This window comes from Compostibacillus humi (assembly GCF_014637175.1).
Classification (GTDB): Bacteria; Bacillota; Bacilli; order Bacillales; family Amphibacillaceae; genus Oceanobacillus; species Oceanobacillus humi.
In genome coordinates, this window is sequence record NZ_BMEV01000028.1 from 23906 (window position 1) to 40825 (window position 16920).

The 16920-nt window shown below is 42.6% G+C and carries 15 protein-coding genes and 1 tRNA gene; 4 read left to right on the plus strand and 12 right to left on the minus strand.

Going from position 1 to position 16920, the window contains the following annotated elements; translation table 11 throughout:
- Positions 1–42: 42 nt before the first annotated feature.
- From odhB to IEV18_RS08740, 6 genes are all read right to left on the minus strand, one after another.
- Positions 43–1287, minus strand: coding sequence for a 2-oxoglutarate dehydrogenase complex dihydrolipoyllysine-residue succinyltransferase (odhB, locus tag IEV18_RS08715; protein WP_188392004.1), 1245 nt, complete (start codon positions 1285–1287; stop codon positions 43–45).
- A complete protein-coding gene (locus IEV18_RS08720; protein ID WP_188392005.1) occupies positions 1274–4132 on the minus strand; it encodes a 2-oxoglutarate dehydrogenase E1 component in 2859 nt (952 codons plus the stop codon). The genes odhB and IEV18_RS08720 overlap by 14 nt, the downstream gene beginning before the upstream one ends.
- Positions 4133–4549: 417 nt before the next feature.
- Positions 4550–5023, minus strand: a complete 474-nt coding sequence (gene trmL, locus IEV18_RS08725; RefSeq protein WP_188392006.1) for a tRNA (uridine(34)/cytosine(34)/5-carboxymethylaminomethyluridine(34)-2'-O)-methyltransferase TrmL — start codon at positions 5021–5023, stop codon at positions 4550–4552.
- Between the two features lie 53 nt (positions 5024–5076).
- Complete coding sequence (locus IEV18_RS08730; RefSeq protein WP_188392007.1) at positions 5077–5913, minus strand: amidase domain-containing protein; 837 nt, start codon at positions 5911–5913, stop codon at positions 5077–5079.
- A gap of 16 nt (positions 5914–5929) precedes the next feature.
- Positions 5930–6124 (minus strand): hypothetical protein, encoded by a 195-nt coding sequence (locus IEV18_RS08735; RefSeq protein WP_188392008.1) that lies wholly within the window; start codon positions 6122–6124, stop codon positions 5930–5932.
- A gap of 62 nt (positions 6125–6186) precedes the next feature.
- On the minus strand, positions 6187–7329 hold the full coding sequence (locus IEV18_RS08740; RefSeq protein ID WP_188392009.1) for an MFS transporter: 1143 nt from the start codon (positions 7327–7329) through the stop codon (positions 6187–6189).
- A 113-nt stretch (positions 7330–7442) separates the two neighbouring features.
- Here IEV18_RS08740 and IEV18_RS08745 point away from each other — a divergent pair, with 113 nt between their 5' ends.
- The gene (locus tag IEV18_RS08745; protein WP_229733609.1) at positions 7443–8651 is read left to right on the plus strand and encodes a PLL family lectin; all 1209 of its coding nucleotides are present in this window, start codon (positions 7443–7445) and stop codon (positions 8649–8651) included.
- Between the two features lie 26 nt (positions 8652–8677).
- Here IEV18_RS08745 and IEV18_RS08750 read toward each other — a convergent pair whose 3' ends face one another.
- On the minus strand, positions 8678–9562 hold the full coding sequence (locus IEV18_RS08750; RefSeq protein WP_188392011.1) for a LysR family transcriptional regulator: 885 nt from the start codon (positions 9560–9562) through the stop codon (positions 8678–8680).
- A 129-nt stretch (positions 9563–9691) separates the two neighbouring features.
- Here IEV18_RS08750 and IEV18_RS08755 point away from each other — a divergent pair, with 129 nt between their 5' ends.
- On the plus strand, positions 9692–10402 hold the full coding sequence (locus IEV18_RS08755; protein WP_188392012.1) for an AzlC family ABC transporter permease: 711 nt from the start codon (positions 9692–9694) through the stop codon (positions 10400–10402).
- Positions 10399–10701 (plus strand): AzlD domain-containing protein, encoded by a 303-nt coding sequence (locus IEV18_RS08760; RefSeq protein ID WP_188392013.1) that lies wholly within the window; start codon positions 10399–10401, stop codon positions 10699–10701. Before IEV18_RS08755 ends, IEV18_RS08760 begins: the two co-directional genes overlap by 4 nt.
- Positions 10702–10748: 47 nt before the next feature.
- On the opposite strand, the gene IEV18_RS08765 is transcribed toward IEV18_RS08760, so the two are convergent.
- The 4 genes from IEV18_RS08765 to IEV18_RS08780 form a co-directional block, all read right to left on the minus strand.
- A complete protein-coding gene (locus tag IEV18_RS08765; protein WP_188392014.1) occupies positions 10749–11261 on the minus strand; it encodes a methylated-DNA--[protein]-cysteine S-methyltransferase in 513 nt (170 codons plus the stop codon).
- A gap of 765 nt (positions 11262–12026) precedes the next feature.
- A complete protein-coding gene (queG, locus tag IEV18_RS08770) occupies positions 12027–13178 on the minus strand; it encodes a tRNA epoxyqueuosine(34) reductase QueG (RefSeq protein WP_188392015.1) in 1152 nt (383 codons plus the stop codon).
- 15 nt (positions 13179–13193) lie between these two features.
- Positions 13194–14897 carry an ABC-ATPase domain-containing protein gene (locus IEV18_RS08775; RefSeq protein ID WP_188392016.1) on the minus strand — a complete coding sequence of 568 codons (1704 nt, stop codon included), beginning with the start codon at positions 14895–14897 and terminating at the stop codon, positions 13194–13196.
- A gap of 150 nt (positions 14898–15047) precedes the next feature.
- A tRNA-Gly gene (locus IEV18_RS08780) sits at positions 15048–15121 on the minus strand.
- A gap of 524 nt (positions 15122–15645) precedes the next feature.
- On the opposite strand from IEV18_RS08780, the gene dat reads away from it, so the two are divergent.
- Positions 15646–16521, plus strand: a complete 876-nt coding sequence (dat, locus tag IEV18_RS08785) for a D-amino-acid transaminase (protein ID WP_188392017.1) — start codon at positions 15646–15648, stop codon at positions 16519–16521.
- Between the two features lie 60 nt (positions 16522–16581).
- Here dat and IEV18_RS08790 read toward each other — a convergent pair whose 3' ends face one another.
- Complete coding sequence (locus IEV18_RS08790; RefSeq protein ID WP_188392018.1) at positions 16582–16776, minus strand: hypothetical protein; 195 nt, start codon at positions 16774–16776, stop codon at positions 16582–16584.
- Positions 16777–16920 lie beyond the last annotated feature (144 nt).

The window sequence follows — 16920 nt, forward strand, 5'->3', positions numbered from 1 at the left end:
GTACTTGACCGACGTCAAATACAGGGTTTATTCGTTCATCTATTACCCTTCTAATAATAAAGTTTCCGGGTCTTCGAGCATTTCTTTGATTCGTACGAGGAAACTTACTGCTTCTTTTCCGTCGACAATGCGGTGGTCGTAGGAAAGTGCCAAGTACATCATCGGACGAACTTGAATCGTATCATCCGGCATAACAACCGCACGTTTTACGATGTTGTGCATTCCTAAAATACCGACTTGCGGCGCATTTAAGATTGGCGTAGACATCATCGAACCAAAAATACCGCCATTTGTGATTGAGAAGGTTCCGCCTTGCAGATCGCTAAGCTCGAGCTTGCCTTCCCTTGCCTTTTTGCTTAAGTCAGCAATCGCTTTTTCGATTCCGGCAAATGTTAAACGATCCGCATCACGAACAACTGGCACAACTAATCCTTCGTCTGTCGATACGGCAACACCGATATCATAGAATTTCTTCACGACAATTTCATTTCCTTGAATTTCCGCATTTAAAAGCGGGAACTCTTTCAATGCCCCGACAACAGCTTTTGTGAAGAAAGACATGAATCCGAGTTTAACACCGTGTTTTTCAAGGAATTTGTCTTTCCGTTGCTTCCGGAGTTCGATAATTGCGGTCATGTCTACTTCGTTAAAGGTTGTCAGCATCGCTGCTTCGTGCTGGACATTGACTAAGTTCTTCGCAATCGTTTGCCGGCGGCGGGACATTTTGATTCTTTCTACCGGTTTTGTAAATTCTTGTGCTGCTGGTTTAGCCGCAGATTTGCTTGCTTTTTCTTGTTTAGGTGCCGTCTTGGCTTGAGCAGCTGCTTCCACGTCTTCCGGACGGATGCGGCCTAATGGATCAACAGGCTGGACAGAGCTGAGATCAATATTTAATTCCCGAGCCCGTTTTCTTGCTGCTGGTGTTGCGATAACACCTGCATTTCCTGCAGGCTCTTGTGCTGCCGGTGCAGCCGGCTTCGCTTCTTCTTTTTTCTCTGGAGCTTCTTCCGCTTGTTTTGGTGCAGATTCCGTCTGTACTGCCCCAGGAGTTCCGCTTTCATCCAATTTCGCAATGACGTCCCCTACAGATACGTCAGCGCCTTCTTCTTGCACAATTTCCGTAATGACACCAGAAAACTCAGAGTTTACTTCCACGTTGACTTTATCGGTTTCCAGCTCTACTACCGGATCTCCCTTTTCGACTTTATCTCCGACTTTGACTAACCATTCTGCTATCGTTCCTTCGGTAATGGATTCTGCTAATTCTGGAATTTTAATTTCTTGCACTGGAATTTCCTCCTTCAGGGTTTATCACTTGTTGTATGATTTGTTGCTGTTCTTCTTTATGAACATTTGGCAAACCTACTGCTGGTGATGAACGGTCAGGACGACCAATATAACGAAGAGATTGGTGTTCCTTCTTCAATTCGCGCAAATAATCATCGACAAAATCCCAAGCACCCATATTGCGCGGCTCTTCTTGTACCCAAACAATTTCTTCCAAATTAGGCATTTCATCTATTACTCTCTTTAATTCTTTTTCAGGGAAAGGATAAATTTGTTCTACTCGTACAATGCGCATCCAATCATAGCTGCCGCCGGATTGTTCCATTGCTTCTTCGATATCAATCATAATTTTCCCGGTGCCGATTAGGAGCTGTTTCGCGTCTTTATTAACCGCAAAATTCGGCTGATTTCGCAATAATTCGAAACGTCCTTCGGAAAATTCCTTTCCTTCTGAAGCCATACGCGGATTCCGGATTAAGCTGCTCTTTGGCGTCATGACAATTAACGGCCTTGCTTCATCCCGTCCGCCTAACATCGCCTGTCTGCGCATCAGATGGAAAAACTGGGCCGACGATGACGGATAGGCGATAATCCAGTTGTTTTCCGCTGCCATTTGCAAAAATCTCTCTAAACGGGCACTGGAATGTTCCGGTCCTTGGCCTTCGTATCCATGCGGCAAAAGCATCACTAAATTGGACTTATCACCCCATTTGGCCCGGGCAGAGGAAATAAATTGATCAAACATCGTTTGCGCAACGTTGGCAAAGTCTCCGAATTGTGCTTCCCATATAACCAATGTTTCCGGAGATTCAATTGAGTAGCCATACTCAAATCCTAGTACCGCTACCTCGGATAACGGACTGTTCCTAATTTCAAAGGAAGCATTGGCATCTTCTAATCCGTGTAACGGGCAATATTTTTCTCCCGTATTGACATCGTGCAGCACCATGTGACGGTGGGCGAACGTTCCCCGCTCCGTATCCTGACCGGTAATTCGGATTGGAATGCCATCCCGTAAAATTGAGGCATAGGCTAGTGCTTCCCCTGTTCCCCAATCGACTTTGTTTCCTTCTTCCAGTGCATTTTCACGGCGTTTTAATATTCTTTCCGTTTTCTTAAATCCGTTAAATCCTTCTGGACGTTTGAGCAAGTCCTTATTTAATTTTTTCAAGACATTTAAGTCCACTGCCGTATTAAAGTGATCCAGTCCATTTTTCAATACTTCCGGCATATAAGGGACTTCCACATCAGCATCTTCTTTTTCAATCAAGCTGTTATAAATTGCCCGTAAGTTACTTTCTATTTTTTCAGTAATCTTTTGGAAGTCTTCTTCCTTGATATATCCTTTCTCGATTAGCGATGAAGCAAATACGTTTGCTACGGAAGGGTGATTGTCAATTTCTTTATAAAGCAGCGGCTGAGTCGTTCTCGGCTCATCCATTTCGTTATGGCCGTAACGGCGATAGCCGACTAAGTCAATTAAAAAGTCTTTATTAAATCGCTTGCGATATTCGTAGGCAATTTTCACTGCTGAAATACAGGAAATCGGATCATCCGCATTGACTCGGATAATCGGGATTTCAAATCCTTTTGCCAAATCGCTGGCATATCTGGTGGAACGGCCGTCTTCCCGGTCCGTTGTATATCCTAATAAGTTATTGGCGATTATATGAATCGTTCCGCCTGTACTGTAGCCAGGTAGTCCGCTTAAGTTCAATGTCTCGGCGACAACTCCCTCGCCAATGAAAGCTGCATCTCCATGGATTAACACACTGAATGCTTTATTAATATCCCGCTTCGGATATCCTTTCTCACTTCGGTCATCTTGAGCAGCCCTTGTAAACCCATTTACTACCGGATTGACAAATTCTAAATGGGAAGGATTATGGGCTAACGTTAATTTCAAAGGATTCCCTTCGTTTTCAATCACTTTCTCGGCACCGAAGTGATATTTCACATCTCCAGTCCAGCCGTAGTGAATATTTCTCGAATCCTGCTCCGATGGGATAAGTTCTTTATCCGCCCCGGCATTAAACTCCGAGAATATTTTGTCAATCGGTTTGCCTAATACGTGGGCTAAAACTGCCAATCGGCCGCGATGGGCCATTCCCATCATAATATTGTTCACTTTATCTTCTTTGGCATGGTCCACAATTTCATCGAGCATCGGAACCATTACTTCCAGCCCTTGGATAGAAAATCGTTTCTGGCCGACGAACGTTTTTTGGAGGAAGTTTTCAAATCCTTCCACTTCGGCAAGTCGTTCCAATAACTGTTTCCGTTCTTCTGTTAATAATTCCAATCTAGCATTTCCAGATTCTATTAAATCAAATAGCCATTTTCTTTCTTCATCATTATTCACGTGATCATATTCAAACGTAATTGTTCCAGTATAATATTTCTTTAATGTTTTGACGACGTCCAGCCCATTCTCCACACCGGCTGGCGCCTTATCCCATAGCCAGGATGCTGGCATGTTCCGCAAATCTTCTTCCGTCAGCCCGTAAGTTTTTGGGTCAATTTCCGCAGTATGCGGGTCTTTATGTTTACTGACCGGATAAATATCTGCCTCTAAATGCCCATAACGCCGAATAGCCTCAACAAGTCGGAATGCTGAGGATAACTTTTTCACATCTGTGTTTGAAGGCGCTTGAGACACGGAGACAGTAGTTGAATCCTCATGCAGCCAAATAGGTGCCCCATATTTATCAAATATCTCTCTAATGGACGGCGCTACGGATTCTGGATCTTGTTTGTACAATTCATACTGTTCTTCAACATACCCCTTGTTCGGACCAAAAAACTGATCCCAGAATCTTAGTGTAGATTCCTCGTATTCTACCACGATATATACCCCCATATACCTTTGACCGTTTGTAAACGGTTATATTTCTTGCCCTCAAAGACTAATATACCTTATTTTATTGTTGGAAACAACATAAGTTCAGATATTTAGATAAGAAAAAGAATTATCGCAAACTTTTATCATTTATCGATAAATCGCAGACAATTCCTAAATTTTAATATATGTATTCCATGTTTCTTTTGTAAGCGATTTTCGCTATAATAAATACAGATGAACCCATTTCTAGTTTTTTACATATCGAGGAGGATTATAAAATGAAATTAGCTTTAATCATTGGGGTTGTTATTACATTTCTCGTTTCCATATTTACTTCCGGTTATGAAGCAAAGGCTGGAGTCCCTAAAGATAACCAATAATGATAAAAGCCGCCATGGACAGACCATGACGGCTTTTTATTTACGTTAAATTCGGAAATCCTTGCTGGCGCAGCACTTCATAAATGATAATCGCCGCTGTGTTGGAAAGATTTAGCGAACGAACTTTATCATTCATATGAATGCGGAGGCAGCGGTCTTCTTTTCCGACTAACAATTCTTTTGGTATACCGTTCGTTTCCCGGCCAAAGACAAAAAACAATTCTTTTTCCCGACTGCTGAAATCGAAATCTGTATAGTGCTTTGTACCAAAGTTTTCGATATAGTAAAATTCCCCTTCGGGATAAGTTTCATATAATTCTTCGATTGACTGATATTCCCGTACATCCACATTTTTCCAATAATCCAGCCCGGCCCGGCGCAGCATCCGGTCATCCGTCGAAAAGCCCAGCGGGTGAATTAAATGGAGCGTCGTATCGGTAGCCAAACATGTCCTTCCGATATTCCCCGTGTTTGCAGGTATTTCTGGCTGATATAAAACTACGTGCAGTCCCACTTTTCATTTCTCCTTACTATGATAGATAGCATCATTCATTATAACATTTTTCGCTAGCCAATACGGAAAAATTTATATTGAATATCGGGGGTATATGCGGTGGAATCTTCATAGGACCAGTAACGGTGCCTGCTATTATCAGTATGGGCATTGACGAGAGGCATTCCATAATAATCTTTGCTGACGACAATTGTATTATGGTCCCATCTGCCGTCACCGGAAAAGTCATAGCATATGACATCCCCCGGATCCAGTTCCTCTGGCCGTTCGACTTCCGTTCCTGTAAGCCCGACGGTGGAACCGCTTAAATACCAGCGAAGAGAATGGGCCACCGCCCAGCTGTAGCTCCAGCTGTCACCGCTATACCACCAGCCGCGGCTTCGCACCGGCGCTCCCCGCATCGGCGCTCCCCCCGCCCGCAAACATTGGGATACGAAGTTTGTACAGTCCACCTCAAACTTGCGGTAAGCAGGGTTGTAACTGTTCCACCACCGTTCCGCATACTGTACCGCCTGCAAGCGGTTATACGTAAACCGTTCACCAGTACCAGCCTCTATTTCAAAGGATAGTTTTCCCCCATCGGGCATACTCCTTCTTTTGACTTCCTTATGTTCCTTTACCTTTCCATTGACGATAAGCAATTCATACGGAATGATCTGTTCTTCCAGATGAAAACGGTCTTTCTGTTTAATAAGAAAGCGTAAATGCAAGTGGTATTGATATTTTTCTTCATTGCGAAAAACGTATTTTTCGTAAATCCTCCCTTTTCCCTTCATTTGAACAATTTTCCCGTCCCGGCTTTCCCATAGCTTTTGTTTCCTTTTCCACCAGTTTTCCTCGTCACGCATTTCCCCAAAAAAATCGAGCCAATACTGCTTTAAAATTTCCATAAGCAATCCCTCCATCTTATGTATATGGAAGGAAGGCTTGCCTATATTGCCGAAAGTTCCGCACTAGTTGCCGAACTTTTCTTCTTTGCGCTTTTGAAACCATTCCCGGGATAAGTACGATGGCAACCGCCAGCAATACGACTGACATTTTATCTAAATTGGCCGAGTTCATCCCCGATGCAAAGACGACACCATAAATGCTTGATGCCAATATATTTCCAATGAATCTGGAAGTCATTAACAGCCCGGAGTTAATGCCGCTTTCTGACACGCTTATGAAAGAATAAAGTAAATTTTGCAGTCCGATATTTTGGATCCCATTGTTAATTCCTGTAACTGCCAGCACGATGCCGACCCAAAGCAGCAAAGAATGTTCCTCAATAGTAAATAATAATAGTTTCCGGCCAGGCCAATAATTGCACTTATGAACAACGGCATACGAAAACCGGCCCGCTCCATCCATCTCGTTGCTATCGGGGTAAAAATCATCGCAAAAACCGACAAAGACAGCATCGTCATGCCGGCTGCCTGGGAACTGGCTTGCAATACACTCTGCAGAAATGTCGGAATGCTGAGCAAAATGGCAAAGAAAATCACCGTCGATAATATGTATTGCACATAGATGAGCGAAATGTTCATGTTCTTCCGGAAAAAGTTGACATTAATAAACGGCTCCTCTATCCGCATTTCGTATAAACAGAACAAAAATGTCAAAAGAATCGCGATGATTAACGTTCCCCACTGGAATTGTTCTTCTAATGCCAATAGAAAAACCATCCAGCAAGTGACAAACCCACTAAAAAGAAGAATTCCAATCCCATCCCATTTGTATGTTTTCTTGCTGCTCTTTTCGTCCCTTGGGATATATAAAATAGTTAAGATAAGACCAATCGCTAGTACCGGCAAGTTAACGTAGAAAATAATCGGCCAGCCGCCAAATTGAATAAGCAGGCCGCTAATCGTCGGACCGAATGCGGCGGAAGTCGTTGCAAATACCGATAACGTTCCGATAACCCGGTTCTGATTATGGTGAATTGTATTGCGTATAATTCCGATACCCGCCGGATAAAGGGCGGAAGTCCCAATTGCCTGAATTCCCCGCATAAATAAAAGAACAAGCATGGACGAAGACAAGGGTGCCAAAATAGAGGAAACAACAACAAGCCCAAGTCCGATGAGATAAATATTTTTCCTTCCGTAAGCGTCACTCAGCTTTCCGATTAACGGAGTAAAAACGGCACTAATAATAAAATAAGACGCAATAAGCCAGGAAATATCCGCTGCATCCAATTGAAAATCAGTTTGAATCGATGGCAGCGCAACGGTGATCATCGTTGTATTTAACGGATTTAAAATAACTCCTAAACTAACTGCCAAAACAATCCATTTTTCCCGTATCCGATTCTGTCTATTCATGTAATGTCTCCTTTACCTATTCCGTTATTTTAGCATAATAAATCATTTTTTATTTGTTATATACCCACTTTTCCATTCAACGCATATGCTAATGAAAAAGCGGAGGAATGGATATGTACAATCACTCGTATTTCTTGGTACCTGTATATATACCCGTACCAGCAAGTACTCATCGTTTAGAACCGATGTATCAAATGCGCCAGCAAGTCAATGCCCAGCAGGTGTTGCAGCATATACGTACTGAGCACAGCAGCCTGTTTAATGAGCTGCAACAGGCAGGAATGGACCGGCAAATTGCGGAATATGTGTTTTTCTTTGTTATTAACTTCACATTAAATCTGGCTAATACGAACCAGTCTGCAGCACAAATTTACCAGCAGTTTCAGCGGCAAGTGCCATGGCTAACTTTATTGTTTACCCAATTAAATGTACCGAGAAATGTCATGAACCGAATATTAACCAGGGTTATTGAAATTACATTACAATTACTGCGGCCGGAGGAGCCTGCAGATGGATGGGCCCCTTGGGAAAACCTTGGCGGAGTATTAACATCAGCCCCAGCTGTGTCTTCTTGGCAGCCAAACCGCTTGGATGTTTTTGCCCGAGGTACCGATAACGCCCTATATCATATTTGGTGGAATGGGAGAAGCTGGAGCAGCTGGGAGAATCTCGGCGGAGTGCTGACATCAGCTCCAGGCGCTGTTTCCTGGGGACCAAACCGCATCGATGTTTTCGCCCGAGGCACAGATAATGCACTGTATCATAAATGGTGGGACGGTTCCAGATGGAATGACTGGGAAAGCCTTGGCGGCGTTCTGACGAGCGGGCCGGCAGCATCTTCCCGGAGAACAAATCAACTGGACGTTTTCGTTCGCGGAAGCGGAAACCGGCTGTATAAACGGACGTGGAACGGAAGCCGTTGGGAAGAATGGGAAGACCTTGGAGGAAATCTTGCCTCCGAACCGGCTGCCGTTTCCTGGGGGCCAAACCGTATTGATGTCTTTGCCCGGGGACAAAATAACCAGTTAATCCATCGCTGGTTCAACGGTGTATCGTGGAGCAATTGGGAAAACTTAGGAGGAACTTTGACAAGTGCTCCAGCCGTATCTTCCAGAAGACCAAACCACCTGGAAGTATTTGTCAGGGGCACAGGAAATAGACTTTTCCGCAGGGAGTGGAATGGCACCCGCTGGTCAGCTTGGGAAAATATTGGCGGAAACCTTACATCCGCACCAGCTGCTGTTTCTTGGGGACCAAACCGTACGGACGTATTCGCCCGCGGCCAAGATCAAAGTCTTATCCATACTTGGCGCGGCCGTTAATGAAGAAGCAGGTGATATCAGTCATATCACCTGCTTTCTGTTACTTTGGAACTTTGAAACCGGGAAATGATAAAATCTATGAAATACCTGCTGGCAATTGGCAATGTTTTTTTGTTCTTGTACGCGATACCGAGGGTGCGGACAATTGGAGGGTCGATTTCCTTCGTTACAATCTCGTAATCTACTTTCTGCAAAATTAATTCAGGCAAAATAGAAATTCCTAATTCATTTTCCACCATCGACATAATCGTATAATCATCAAAAACCCGGTATTGAATATTCGGATAAAACCCCTTCTCCTTAAAAATCTCTAACGGTTCACTTAATTCTCCTTGTTCCAAAAAAATAAACGGTTCCTTTGCTAATTCTTCCACCGTTATCCTTTCCTTTTTGGCAAGCGGGTGATTTACAGGAAGGACAGCAAGCATCCGATCTTTTTTCAATGTTACCGTCTGTAAATCCTTTGCTGCATCCGGGTTTACAAAGCCGAAATCAACAGTTCCTTCTTTAATAAACTGTGCAATACTCGTATATTCCCCTTGGGCAAGATGGAAGTGTACGGACGGATACCTTTGCTTAAATTCTTTAATTAAACCCGGAAGCCAATGACAAGATACACTGGAAAAGGTGCCAATTCGAATATTGCCGCTTTCCAGCCCTTGCATCTCCTTACTTTTCTCCATTAACTCCCGGTAAGAGTTGGCTACTTTTGTAATAAAGGGCAAAAATTCTTCCCCATCTGCCGTTAACGATATTCCTTTCCGCGATCGGATGATCAGCGTCGTTGACAATTCCTGTTCCAAAGCGAGAATCATTTGACTGACAGCCGATTGGGTATAACCCAATTCTTCTGCGGCGTTTGTAAAACTCCCCTTTTCCAGCACCTTCAGAAACACTTCGTAACGATTCATACAATCTCCCTTTGCATAAGAAATTCTTATATTTTAATTATATAAATTAATTTTACTTATGGAAACTCCTATGATAAATTTATTCTCAAAACTTTTAACAATGGGTTCAACATTACAGGAGGATTTCTAATGGAATCGAAGATGAATATGTGGCGGACAGGGTTAAAAAACGGAATCCCCATCGCCCTCGGGTATTTTGCTGTGTCCTTTACCTTTGGGATTATTGCCAAACAGGCAGGCTTAACGCCCAACGAGGCTGTAGCGATGTCGGGGACTAATTTTACGTCTGCTGGCCAATTTGCCGGAGTAACCTTAATTATCGGCGGTGCTACTTTCCTTGAAATGGCACTGACCCAGCTGATTATTAACTCACGTTATTTTCTAATGTCCTTTGCTCTATCCCAAAAAATTGCTCCAAATACGCCAATGATTCACCGGTTCATCATGGCTTTCGGAATTACCGATGAAGTATTTGCTGTATCAGCAGCTGCAAAAGGAAGATTGCATCCTTTTTATACATATGGGGTGGCATCTATTGCCCTGCCTGGATGGATATTCGGCACGTTGACCGGCGTCATTGCTGGAGACCTCTTGCCTCCAAGGGCGGTGAGTGCGTTAAGTATTGCTTTATACGGTATGCTCCTGGCTGTCATTATCCCTCCTGCCCGGGGGAATAAAGTTATCGCTTCGCTTATTGTTATTTCAATGGCGAGCAGTCTGTTATTCTCCCAGCTCCCGGTGCTTAACGAAATCTCTTCCGGAGTAAAAATTATTCTCCTAACGATTATCATAGCCGGAATCGCCGCTTATTTTTTTCCTGTGAAGGAGGATGAAGCGTGAACCAAGTGTACCTGTATATCCTAGTTATGGCCGGCGTCACCTATTTAATCAGGGTGCTGCCCCTCACCCTTGTCCGCCGGGAAATAACAAATCCTTACGTGAAATCCTTTTTATATTACGTACCTTATGTCACGTTGGCAGTGATGATTTTCCCTGCTATATTGGATGCCACAGCATCTCCCTGGTCAGCACTCGCCGGTTTTATCATTGCCATTCTCTTTGCCTATCGCGGAAACAGTTTGATTGCCGTATCACTTTTTGCTTGCATGGCAGTATTTATTACAGAACTATTTTTATAAAAAACAGGAAGCATAACCTGCCGAAAAGACAGTCTATGCTTCCACAATTAATTAAGAAAACCTTCATGTTTTAGCAAAAACTCTTTTTTATCCAGTCCGCCATTATACCCTATTAATTTGCCGTTTTTGCCGATAACCCGGTGACAGGGAACGACAATCGCAACTGGATTTCGATTCACCGCTCCGCCAACCGCACGGACAGCTTTCGGATTTCCAATAGTATAGGCAATATCTTGATACGACTTTGTTTGACCATGGGGAATGTCATCGAGCAATGCTTGCCACACCTTTTTTTGAAACGGAGTGCCGAATAGATGGAGCTGCATGGCAAACTTCCGGAGCTCTCCCTTAAAATATTGTTCCAATTCGTTTTTAGCTTGAGTAGTCTGATTAGAATCTTTAATGAAAATTGGTTTTACTCCATTTTTTAAAAGCCAGGCTGATATCTCGTCCTTTAAATCTTTCATCCTGCCATAATCAATGCGAATAATCCCCTCTTCGCATGCAAGAACGAGCAGTGGTCCGATGGGAGATTCCCATTCATCATAATAAATTTCCATTCTCCTCATCCTTTTGGTTTAGTTTTGCAGCTGATAATATTTTCGCTGTCAACGGGGCATTTCTATGGGCACTTACGAAGCTATTTTTCATTTCTAACGGTCTTTAGAACAATCCTATAAGCACTTTTTAAGACAACTCCTGTTTCTAATGGGCTTTAGAATACTCCTATAGGCACTTTTAAAAGAAATTTCTGTTTATAATGGGCTTTAGAATGCTTCTATAAGCACTTTTAAAGACAATTTCTGTTTCAAACGGTCTTTAGAACACTTCTATAAGCACTTTTAAAGACAATTTCTGTTTCAAACGGTCTTTAGAACACTTCTATAAGCACTTTTAAAGACAATTTCTGTTTCAAACGGTCTTTAGAATGCTTCTATAAGCACTTTTAAAGACAATTTCTGTTTCAAACGGTCTTTAGAACACTTCTATAAGCACTTTTAAAGACAATTTCTGTTTCAAACGGTCTTTAGAACACTTCTATAAGCACTTTTAAAGACAATTTCTGTTTCAAACGGTCTTTAGAACACTTCTATAAGCACTTTCAGAGGCAATTTCCGTTTATAATGGGCTTTAGAACACTTCTATAAGCACTTTTAAAGACAATTTCTGTTTCAAACGGTCTTTAGAGCGCTCCTATGAGCACTTTTAAAAATATTTTCCGTCTTAAGTGGTCTTTAGAAGGCTTCTGTTTCAACGGTCATTATAATAACCCATCTATCCATAAGACGTACAACTGCTTTTCCAGTTTCCGCCGATTCTTAATATTATTTTATCTTTGCTAAATCTAATCCTTTCTCCATTTCATATAAAACCTGTTCGTCGGTTTCTTTTTCCATGGCTTCATTAATCGCTTTTACCGCTTCTTCTGTGCCTATTTTTCCTAATGTCCAGGCAGCTGTACCGCGAATAACCGGACGAGGGTCCTTTCGCAAAAGTTCTTTTAAATCTTCAATGGCAGTTTCGTCTTTAAAATGACCGAGGGCAATAAGTGCATTCCGCTGAATGGGCTTCTTCCCTCGCCAGGAGCCGGCCATATAGCCAAACTTCTCTTTAAACTCCCGGTTGGAAATACGCAATAACGGCTTTAATTTTGGCTTGGCCGCTTCCGGGTCCGGTTCAAACTCTTTATGAATATGAAAATCGATTCCTTTATTTTTTGGACAAACTTGCTGACACGTATCACATCCATACAGTCTGTTTCCAATTTTTCCGCGAAACTCCTCAGGCATAAAATCCTTCGTTTGCGTTAGGAAAGAAATACATCGCTGGGCATTAATCTGCCCTCCCTTAGGCCCGCCGTGATCAATAAGTGCTCCGGTCGGACAAGCTTCTATACATTTACGGCAATCTCCGCAGCTATCTTCCACCGGTTCATCGGGAATAAAAGGAATATTGGTCAACATTTCTCCTAAATATACGAAAGAACCGAATTCCTTTGTAATGATGGCACAGTTTTTTCCGCTGTAGCCAATACCGGCCCGTTCGGCTACCGCCCGATCCGATAATTCCCCTGTATCGACCATAATCTTTGTGACAGCATCCGGAACTCTTTTTTTAATAAAGCTGTCCAATTTTTCCAACCGGTCTTGCAGCACGAGGTGGTAATCCATTCCCCAAGACGCGCGGGCAAATATCCCCCTCCGATCAGCCTTTGTTCCTTTTGGCGCATTTTTCATTCTTGACGGATAAGCGAGTGCAATGGAAATAATCGATTGGGCTTCCGGCAGCAACCGTTGCGGTTCAGTCCGTTCTTCAATGGAGCCCTTCTCAAAACCGGATTGATAATTCAGTTCCTGCTGACGCCGCAGCCGCTCCCTTAATTCACCAAATACATCTGCCGATGCAAAACCGATTTTATCAATGCCTATTTCCTTCGCATATTCCTTTATTTCATCCTTCAATTTATCGATTTGCAAAAGAACCCCTCCTTTCTAATTTTGTCTAATTACTTTTAACGTCCGCATCCGGTTCAATACCCCGGCAATTTCATGTTTACGCGGCCGGGCAAGATCACCGGGATGTTTATCCCCGTTCAACACTGCAAATCCTAGACCGTCTTTATCCATTTTCCTTTCAATTTCAGCAAGGAGTTCCGTCAACGTTTTGCCTTCTAAACTGTTCGTCCGTTCCAGATATTGGATAATTTCAGCAATCATTCTCGTTTGGGACAGGTCGACTAACTGTTCCAATGCATCGAAAACAATTTCTGTTTTTCCCATGATGATTGTATAAAGTTCCTTCCCCTGAGTTTTATGACGCTTTCCCTTTTTTGTCTGCAGCGAGGAAGGATGGAACTGACGATGAGTTACGATGCCAAAATCTCTTGAAAACGTTTCTGTTGGTGCTGGATATTTGCGGTTAATTTCCCTTACCTTTTCGGTAACCACTTTTGGCTTATATTCATCCATCATAATGACCGTATCGGCTACGGAAAAATAATCTCCAGAACCGCCCATGACCAATACAGCAGAAATATCAAATTTATCCCGCAGCGCGACAATCTTGTCAATAAATGGAGTAATTGGCTCCTTTTCTTCGCTGACCAATTCCCGCATCCGAACATCCCGAATCATAAAATTCGTTGCGCTCGTATCCTCGTCTATTAATAATACCGTTGCTCCAGTCTCTACTGCTTCAATCACATTGGCTGCTTGGGAGGTGCTGCCGCTGGCATTTTCGGTAGAAAAAAATGTCGTATCGATTCGACGGGGAAGACGGTTAATAAAAGGAGAAATGTTTACCCCTTGAATACTCCTGCCGTCTTCGGCACGAATTTTTACAGCGTCCGGATCCGTAATAACAAATTCCCTTCCATCCCCTTCTGCATGAAAATATACCCCTCGCTCGATTGCTTTTAACAAAGTACTTTTTCCGTGATATCCGCCACCTACAATTAGCGTAATCCCGCGGGGGATAGCCATCCCTTTTATCGGCTTTTCCCGATGGGGCACCGTTAATTCCACTTCCAGCTCTCTTGGACTTTGAAAAGGAAGGGCGTTTTTTAAAGGGAGATTGCTAATGCCGCTTTCCCGGGGCAAAATCGAACCATTGGCAATAAAGGCAATCCACTGGTTTCTTTTCAGTTCTTCACGAATGGCGGCTTGCTGGTCAGCAAGGCAAACAGCACTTTGTATCGTTTCTGAGGAAATTCGAAAGACAGAACGGTTTAAGATGTGAGGAATACGGCTGGCAAATAGTAGTGTTGCCTCCTTCGCATTGATTCTCCGTCCGTTTGCCGGCAATCCGACGGACATACAAACGGTTACCGTTCGATCATTCATCATAACTGCCGTTCTCTCTAATATTTCCTGCCCTGGTTTGTCAAAGAAAATTTTTCCGCTATGTCCGCTCCCTCGCGGTCTATTGTCCAGCTCTGATACTGCTTTGCCAACGGCACGGGCAATGCAATCCTCAACGGCTGTTTTTTCATGCCGCAATTTTAACCACTCTGCTTGAATCGGAAGGAGACGGACTGGTATTTCCAGGCGGATCTTCGACGGAGTTGCAAAGGGATCTCCTTGAACATAATCAATATATAAAGTAAATTTATCGCCTTCATAACGGCCTTGGATGCTTTTATAAGCTTTATATCCTTTTTGATGCAGCAGTTTTAACTGTTCGACCAGCTTTTTCATCTTAATCCCTCTTCTTTTCTCTGATACTCCCAGTCTACAATGGGGAAAAGCAGAATTTCAAGTTAAGAAGAAATATTTCAGTGCTATAAAAAATAAAAAACGCAACGCTTCGTAGCCATTTCTACGAAACACTGCGTTGGACACTATGTATGGAGCGGGTGAAGGGAATCGAACCCTCGACAACAGCTTGGAAGGCTGTGGTTTTACCACTAAACTACACCCGCATGTTATAAAAATATTTAATTTTGAATTTGTTTACGCCCGTGTCATGCCTCTGCAGCTACTTAGCCTGCTCAGAGACGGTTTTACGCTTCGAGGCAACTCGTAGCCTATTCGGCAGAAGCATTGCTCGTGGCTGTGGTTTTACCACTAAACTACACCCGCATATTATAAAAATATTTAATTTTGAATTTGTTTACGCCCGTGTCATGCCTCTGCAGCTACTTAGCCTAATCGTAGATGGTCTTACGCTTCGAGGCAACTCGCAGCCTATTCGGCAGAAGCATTGCTCGTGGCTGTGGTTTTACCACTAAACTACACCCGCACATGCGTTATATTTTGTGGACAAAAAGTATTATATCAAGGTTCCGATTACAAATCAACCATTTTTTTGACAGAATCGGACAATATTCCTCAATTTCCTATATTATAATATTAATGAAGTGGTTATTACTTGCCAGTTTCATAAATTTCAATGGAGAGTTTCAGTCTGTTATGGTACACTGGAAGTGTTTAGGGAGGGAGAAAAATGTCTTTATATCCAATTATTTTAAGCCAATCTACATTTAAACATAAAGACAGCCTAAAATACCCTTTTGAGGAAAGGGGATTACAATTCGGCGATGGAATCTATGAAGTGATTCGGATTTATCATGGAAACTACTATTTGTTCCAGGAACATGTAGACCGGCTTTACCGCTCGGCAGAGGCGATCAAACTGAACATTCCATTTGAAAAAGAAGAACTTTCCCGGCTTTTACTAGAATTGATAAAACGAAACAAAATGACGAGCGACGGAAAATTGTATTTGCAAGTAACGAGGGGGTCAGCACCTCGGGATCATGTGTTTCCTAAAGGAGTTACTGCAAATCTGTATGCCTATATTGAAGATTTGCCTCGTAATCTCGAAGCATTGGAAAACGGAGTCAAAACAATTAGTATAAGAGATTCCCGCTGGGAAAACTGTTATATTAAAAGTTTAAATCTGCTGCCGAACGTGCTTGCGAAACAAGAGGCCAGTGAACAAGGCTGTTATGAAGCAGTTTTGCATAAAGATGGTGTCGTTACCGAATGCAGCTCATCCAATATTTACTTAGTAAAAGACGGAAAAATTTATACCCACCCTGCAACAAAAAATATTTTACACGGCTGCGTGCGGATGGCCGTAGAAAAATTTGCAAAAGACTTAAACATTCCATTTATCGAAGAAAGCTTTACATTGGATGATATTCCATCTGCTGATGAAATGTTCTTATCGAGCAGCACTTCAGAAATTACCCCGGTCATCCAAGTGGACGATATCGTTATTGCTGACGGAAAACCGGGCGAAATAACCGAAAAGCTGCAAGAAGCCTATGTGAAAGACGCAAAAATTGAAGAAACAAAAACGAAACAAATGATGTAATCATTCGCTCCGCATGCATAATGACATGCGGAGCTTTTCGTTTTCCTGCCATAGAAGATATTAATTCGCAGCATCCGGGATTTTTATAAATACATTCTTTATATCCTGAATTAACTGTTCACTCGTATATTCTCCGTTTCCCGCTGCATATGTATTAAGACTCCCATAAAGTAGTTTCAGTATAGCTTTCGCTTCCCCTTCCGACAGCTGATTGATCGCTCTGAACATTTCTTCCAATCCCTGCATCTTATCCATTATCTACCACCCCGTCTTTTTCTTTTACAATCTCAACTTTCGCAGTCGAAAAACACTAGTAAACACTTGATATGACTGAAAGAATTCACAACATTATATCTAAAAATGAACAAAAAAACATCCCTTTTTGGTAAAATATAGTCA

Excerpts from the sequence above, each read along its gene's own strand:
- IEV18_RS08765 (WP_188392014.1), bottom strand. The coding sequence starts at position 11,261 with ATGGAAATTTATTATGATGAATGGGAATCTCCCATCGGACCACTGCTC.
- IEV18_RS08740 (WP_188392009.1), bottom strand. The coding sequence starts at position 7,329 with ATGAATAGACAGAATCGGATACGGGAAAAATGGATTGTTTTGGCAGTT.
- IEV18_RS08790 (WP_188392018.1), bottom strand. The coding sequence starts at position 16,776 with ATGGATAAGATGCAGGGATTGGAAGAAATGTTCAGAGCGATCAATCAG.
- IEV18_RS08775 (WP_188392016.1), bottom strand. The coding sequence starts at position 14,897 with ATGAAAAAGCTGGTCGAACAGTTAAAACTGCTGCATCAAAAAGGATAT.
- dat (WP_188392017.1), top strand. The coding sequence starts at position 15,646 with ATGTCTTTATATCCAATTATTTTAAGCCAATCTACATTTAAACATAAA.
- IEV18_RS08750 (WP_188392011.1), bottom strand. The coding sequence starts at position 9,562 with ATGAATCGTTACGAAGTGTTTCTGAAGGTGCTGGAAAAGGGGAGTTTT.
- IEV18_RS08755 (WP_188392012.1), top strand. The coding sequence starts at position 9,692 with ATGGAATCGAAGATGAATATGTGGCGGACAGGGTTAAAAAACGGAATC.
- IEV18_RS08745 (WP_229733609.1), top strand. The coding sequence starts at position 7,443 with ATGTACAATCACTCGTATTTCTTGGTACCTGTATATATACCCGTACCA.
- IEV18_RS08730 (WP_188392007.1), bottom strand. The coding sequence starts at position 5,913 with ATGGAAATTTTAAAGCAGTATTGGCTCGATTTTTTTGGGGAAATGCGT.